The sequence below is a fragment of the Acinetobacter sp. YH16052 genome (genome assembly GCF_013417155.1).
In the GTDB taxonomy this organism is placed as follows: Bacteria; Pseudomonadota; Gammaproteobacteria; order Pseudomonadales; family Moraxellaceae; genus Acinetobacter.
Genome location: NZ_VPEO01000083.1, coordinates 1 through 2,943, shown reverse-complemented (window position 1 = coordinate 2,943; position 2,943 = coordinate 1). Strand labels below are relative to the sequence as shown.

The following is a 2,943-nucleotide window of genomic DNA, read 5'->3' as shown; positions in this document are numbered from 1 at the left end:
GTCAGGATTCTTAATACTGATTGATCTATCTGTTTCTCTAGCAATCTCAAAGCCTGCACCCTTTAGGGTTTCAACTACATCTTGCCTATTTTGGATATTGCCATTGCTAATTTGCTCAGCAATTGCGGTCCCGATTTGCTCTTTAATTTCTTTGACGCTTTGAGGTAGGTTTTGGCTATTCAAAGTTTTAATTGCTTGAGCTTTCTCTGGTGCATGAGGGTCTGTTAAACCATGCTCAAAATTGATGACTTGTTTCCAGTTTTCTACAAGTGGGCGGTCAGCTTGATCAAAATAAGGCTGTAATCTTTTTCCTGTACTTAATTCCACATTTGGAATGACGAAATTAAGCTCTAAACGTCCTTTATCAGTGTGTTCTATCCAAGTGATGTCGTACTGGTCACGCTCTAACCCAGCAAGCAATGTTTCTTCAAAGCTCTGCATGATGGCTTCTTTTTGGTGTTCTTCGAGGTTTGGTTCCTCAAATGAAAGTACTCCAACCGTATAACGGTTTTGGAAGTCCAAGTTGTCTGCTAATCGTTGGGTTAATTCAGGATCTCCACTCAGTAAAACTGCACCTGGTCTATCCCTATCTTTGCCAAGTAGGTAGTCAATGGTTGCACCTGCACTACCACCGCCCTTATTTCCCAAAAATTTAACGATCATAGTTGGCTAAAATTCCTTGTAGTTGTTCTCGAATAACTGCCAACTCTGCAAAGGCTCTAAGTTTTTCTATATCAGATTCCACAGTATTTACTTGTCTCGCAATCTGATTGAGATTGCCCCCAATGCGTCCTAATGCTGCTAATAGCTGAGGATCTGCCGCTTTATAATTTCTTCTTTTATTTGGCTTCTCATCTAGACAAGTATTTCGAATCCAAGTTGCAAGCTCTCCACCTTCCATACGCTCCAGTAAGGCTTGATGTTCCGCTTCTGTTAAACGGACTTTGATCTCTTTTTTTCTTTTGATTATGTCTTTCTTAGTCATGACTCAATCTGCTTCATGGATTGGATCGGCTTTTTTTATGAGGACAAATTGCCAAGTAAAGGCAATTTACCGCAATAGAAAAAGGCGAAAAGAGGGTCAAGGGATTCTTCCCTTGCAAGGCACAAAAGGTAATCTAGCGAAAACTTTAGTTTTTGTATAGAGTACCCTTTGTGTGTCCTTGCCCTTAAAAAAATTTAGAGTAACCATATGAATAAAATTAATTTACTAGATCATCTAAATAATATAATTTGTCAAAATTTTCTTGCTGAAGAAATAGATTTCTGTACGAATAGTTGTTTAATACTTCAATACTTAAATTTTTTGGAAAGAAGAATTCCCGAAAAAACTCGTAATTGTTTACAAACTTCAGCTTTTAAAGAAGATTTCAAAAAACTAACAACTGACTTACAAAAAGGATTTTTCAAACTAAAAAAAGAAATAGAAAATGGAGAAAATTTAAATAAATATCAAAGTACAAGAATATGTGAAGCTAGTTATACAGATAACCTTTACTTACATGAAAAACTAATACATTTTCATTTGAAATCTGACATGTATCCTAGAAATCCAAAATTTATAGACCGCTCTGGCAGCATAGCAATAGTTCTGATAAATTTTGAAGAAGTAATTTTTATTAAAATAAAAAACCATGGAGGAGATACATGGACAAGCAACGAATACATTAAAATCTTAGATAAAGAATTCCCACAAGCTATTAAAAAGAAAAAACTTATTGGCATAAAAAGCGATAATTATACAAAAAGGGAAATAAATAATTTAAGAAATAAAGGAGCAATATACATTACAGGAAACGAAAATGAAGACGGCTACTGCAACACACTAGACCCAATAAAATCTTTAAACAATAAAGGTAAATTAGATCAAACAAAATATTCACATCTAAAAATAAAAGAAAAGCTATTAAAAGACATAGAAAAGTTAAGCACCAACTTAGAAAATAGTTCACCAGAAGAAATCAAAATACAGATAAAAGAGCTGATATCTGATTTAGGCTCACTTTCCGCTTTTTAATGCGCTTTCGTACGTTAATGACAGAAAATAGTACTTCTGCAAATTTGTTTTCATTAACGTACGATTTTAGATTTTAAGAATTACATACAATTAATTACTAACTGGCTCATCAAACCAACCTTCAATATAAGTACCTTCAGTACCTGTTTGCTTCACTCCACAGTAGAAATTGAGGTTCGTATCTCCAAGATATCCAGTAACTTTCTCCGGTGTATCTGTCATCGGTCTAAGAGTCTGGCCTGATCTATTTTTAATCGTCTCAAGACATTGTGACATGGAGCTAAATTTTCCACCCATTAGTTGAGTTTCAGATTCAGCACTACAACCAACGATAAAAAGAGTAATACTTGCTAATAGAATGTTTTTCATAGTTATTTGTCTTACGATTTAACGAAGTAATATAGTAGCGTATACACTCATTCTTTTATCAATTTATCTGATTTTTTTCTAAATAAGCTATCAAACATCATTTTTTATCCAGTTCCTAATTGTTCTATCAGTAACCATTAATTCAGTTGCTATCTGCTTTTGAGTCATACCCTCTTTCATCATTGCTAAAGCCTTAACTCTTTTAGAAGCATAATTATCCGATCTAATTTTCCCCCCCTTTAGACCACCTAGCTTTCCTTTTCGGCTTTGACGATCAATAAACTCTTGATAGCAGTAGGCATCCTTTTTCCAACAATATGTGGCGATACTCTTAGCTGTAGCTTTGATTTCTGAATAGGGTAATGCTTCTAAAAACGCCTCATTTACGCTTAAACACTGTTTGGTGACTTCCTCTAGCCAAGTGTTGTAAATACCCCCTCTATGCGCTCTAACAGCCGTATATGCCCATTTACGCACGGTATCGAACAGTGTGCAGTTACGTCCAAGTCCTGAAACTTCCTGTTTTTTGCTTAATTTCTTAGGTAATTCTACAAAAT

5 protein-coding genes are annotated in these 2,943 nt (G+C 34.8%); 1 reads left to right on the top strand and 4 read right to left on the bottom strand.

The genetic code is table 11. The features are described 5' to 3' along the window. Positions 1-663 (bottom strand): relaxase/mobilization nuclease domain-containing protein (locus FTV42_RS16035; protein ID WP_180039192.1); only part of this gene is annotated, 663 nt, incomplete at its 3' end. After that, the gene (gene mobC / locus FTV42_RS16030) at positions 653-985 is read right to left on the bottom strand and encodes a plasmid mobilization relaxosome protein MobC (protein ID WP_179996688.1); all 333 of its coding nucleotides are present in this window, start codon (positions 983-985) and stop codon (positions 653-655) included. The genes FTV42_RS16035 and mobC, both read right to left, overlap by 11 nt. A 207-nt stretch (positions 986-1,192) precedes the next feature. Between mobC and FTV42_RS16025 the strand changes: the two genes are divergently transcribed. Further along, positions 1,193-2,017 (top strand): hypothetical protein, encoded by an 825-nt coding sequence (locus FTV42_RS16025; protein ID WP_179991777.1) that lies wholly within the window; start codon positions 1,193-1,195, stop codon positions 2,015-2,017. A gap of 90 nt (positions 2,018-2,107) precedes the next feature. On the opposite strand, the gene FTV42_RS16020 is transcribed toward FTV42_RS16025, so the two are convergent. Then, the gene (locus FTV42_RS16020; RefSeq protein ID WP_179991778.1) at positions 2,108-2,386 is read right to left on the bottom strand and encodes a hypothetical protein; all 279 of its coding nucleotides are present in this window, start codon (positions 2,384-2,386) and stop codon (positions 2,108-2,110) included. Positions 2,387-2,476: 90 nt separating this feature from the next. After that, positions 2,477-2,943: helix-turn-helix domain-containing protein (locus tag FTV42_RS16015; RefSeq protein WP_180039191.1), on the bottom strand; the 467-nt coding region annotated here is incomplete at its 5' end.

Bases quoted from the DNA above. Each gene is read 5' to 3' on its own strand.
- mobC (WP_179996688.1), bottom strand. From the start codon at position 985: ATGACTAAGAAAGACATAATCAAAAGAAAAAAAGAGATCAAAGTCCGT.
- FTV42_RS16025 (WP_179991777.1), top strand. From the start codon at position 1,193: ATGAATAAAATTAATTTACTAGATCATCTAAATAATATAATTTGTCAA.
- FTV42_RS16020 (WP_179991778.1), bottom strand. From the start codon at position 2,386: ATGAAAAACATTCTATTAGCAAGTATTACTCTTTTTATCGTTGGTTGT.